At 74.1% G+C, this 2,365-nt stretch carries 1 protein-coding gene; it reads right to left on the minus strand.

Features of this window, described 5'->3' with window-relative positions:
• Nucleotides 1–2,365: type I polyketide synthase (locus J0670_RS36045; protein WP_207816914.1), on the minus strand; the 2,365-nt coding region annotated here is incomplete at both ends.

Genomic DNA, 2,365 nt, shown 5'->3' on the forward strand with positions numbered 1-2,365 from the left:
CGAGCAGCTCACCGAGAGCATCCCGCCCAGACCTGCCAGCACCTTCAACGACTGCGACCGCAGCGCCACCACCCGGGCACCGTCCTCGATGCTGAGCATCCCGGCGACAGTGGCAGCGGCGATCTCACCCTGCGAGTGACCCACGACCGCATCCGGCGTCACACCCGCGGCCTCCCAGACCGCGGCCAGCGACACCATCACGGCCCACAGCGCCGGCTGCACCACATCCGCCGCCTCCAGCGCGGGAGCACCCTCGGCACCCGCCAGCACCTCGTCCAGCGACCAGTCCACATACGGCGCCAGCGCCCGCGCACACTCCGCCAGCCGGGCGGCGAACACCGGACTCACCGAAGCGAGCTCCCGGCCCATACCGACCCACTGCGACCCCTGACCCGCGAACGCGAACACCGTCCGCACACCCGGCCGCGCCACACCCGACACCAGGGCGCCACCGGGAACACCAGCCGCCAGGCTCTGCAACCCGGACACCAGCTCACCACGCTCGCCGCCGACCACGACCGCCCGGTGCTCGAACACCGAACGCGTCGTCGCCAGCGACCAGGCGACGTCCCGCGACATCGCCCCCGGCCGCGCGGCGACCCAGTCGGCCAGCCGCTCCGCCTGAGCCGTCAGCCCCTCGGCCGACCGACCCGACACCAGCCACGCACCGGCCTCGCCGGGCTCGACCAGCAGAGGTGCGATGGCCGGCGCGACCGCGTCGGCGCCGTCCTCGGCCTGGACCTCGGCGGGGGCTTCCTCCAGCAGAACGTGCGCGTTGGTGCCGCTGATACCGAAGGAGGACACGCCGGCCCGGCGGGTGCGCTCCCCGGCCGGCCACGGCACCGACTCCGTCAGCAGCTCCACCTCACCGGCCGACCAGTCCACGTGGGACGACGGCTCGTCCACGTGCAGCGTCCGGGGCAGCTGCTCGTTCTGCAGCGCCAGCACCATCTTGATGATGCCCGCCACACCGGCGGCCGCCTGGGTGTGCCCGATGTTCGACTTCACCGACCCCAGACGCAACGGACCGCTGTCGCCTCGTTCCTGGCCGTACGTCGCCAGCAGGGCCTGCGCCTCGATCGGGTCACCCAGGGTGGTGCCCGTGCCGTGCGCCTCCACCACGTCGATGTCGGCGGCCGACAGTCGCGCGTTGGCCAGCGCCGCACGGATCACCCGCTGCTGCGACGGACCGTTGGGCGCCGTCAGACCGTTGGACGCACCGTCCTGGTTGACCGCCGAGCCCCGCACCACCGCCAGCACCTTGTGCCCGTTACGGCGCGCGTCCGACAGCCGCTCCAGGACCACCATGCCGGCGCCCTCGGCGAAGCCCATGCCGTCCGCCTGCGCGGAGAACGCCTTGCAGCGCCCGTCCGCCGCGAGGCCGCGCTGCTGGCTGAACCCGACGATCCCGTCCGGGGTGGCCATGACGGTGGCCCCGCCGGCGAGCGCCATCGAGCACTCGCCGGAGCGCAGGGCCTGGGCGGCCAGGTGCAGGGCGACCAGCGAGGAGGAGCACGCCGTGTCGACCGTCACCGCCGGGCCCTCCAGGCCCAGCGCGTACGACACCCGGCCCGACATCACACTCGTGGCGAAGCCCGTCGTCAGGTGTCCTTCGGCGCCCTCGCTCCCGGTGGCCAGGCCGAGTCCGTAGGCCGACGCGAACCCGCCGACGAAGACGCCGGTCGGGCTGCCGCGCAGCGCCCCCGGGTCGATGCCGACCCGCTCCAGGGCCTCCCAGGAGGTCTCCAGCAGCTGCCGCTGCTGCGGGTCCATCGCCAGTGCCTCACGCGGGCTGATCCCGAAGAACCCCGCGTCGAAGCCGGCCGCGTCCGCGACGAAGCCGCCCTCCTGGGTGTACGAGGTGCCGACGCTCTCGGGGTCGGGGTCGTAGAGCCCCTCGACGTCCCAGCCCCGGTCGTCCGGGAAGCGGGAGACCGCGTCCGTCCCGGCGGCGAGCACCTGCCAGAACCCGTCGGGGTCGTTCACGTTGCCGGGGAAGCGGCAGGCCATGCCGACGATCGCGATCGGCTCGTCGGATCCCGCCTCTGCCGGACGCACCGGCAGGAGGTGCACGGGCTGCTCGTCGTCGCCGACGAGCCGGGCCCGGAGGTGACCGGCCAGCGCGACCGGGTTGGGGTAGTCGAAGACCAGCGTGGCCGGGAGCCGCTGGCCGGTGGCGGTGCCGAGGCGGTTGCGCAGTTCGACCGCGGTGAGGGAGTCGAAGCCCAGGTCGGTGAAGGCCCGGCCGGGCTCGACGGCCTCGGCGGAGGCGTGCCCCAGCACGGCGGCCACGTGGGTCCGGACCAGGTCGGTGAGCAGCCGCGCCCGCTCCTGCTCGGACAGCCCGGACAGCTGCTGGCGCAGC

It is taken from the genome of Streptomyces sp. FH025 (assembly GCF_017427025.1).
In the GTDB taxonomy this organism is placed as follows: Bacteria; Actinomycetota; Actinomycetes; order Streptomycetales; family Streptomycetaceae; genus Kitasatospora.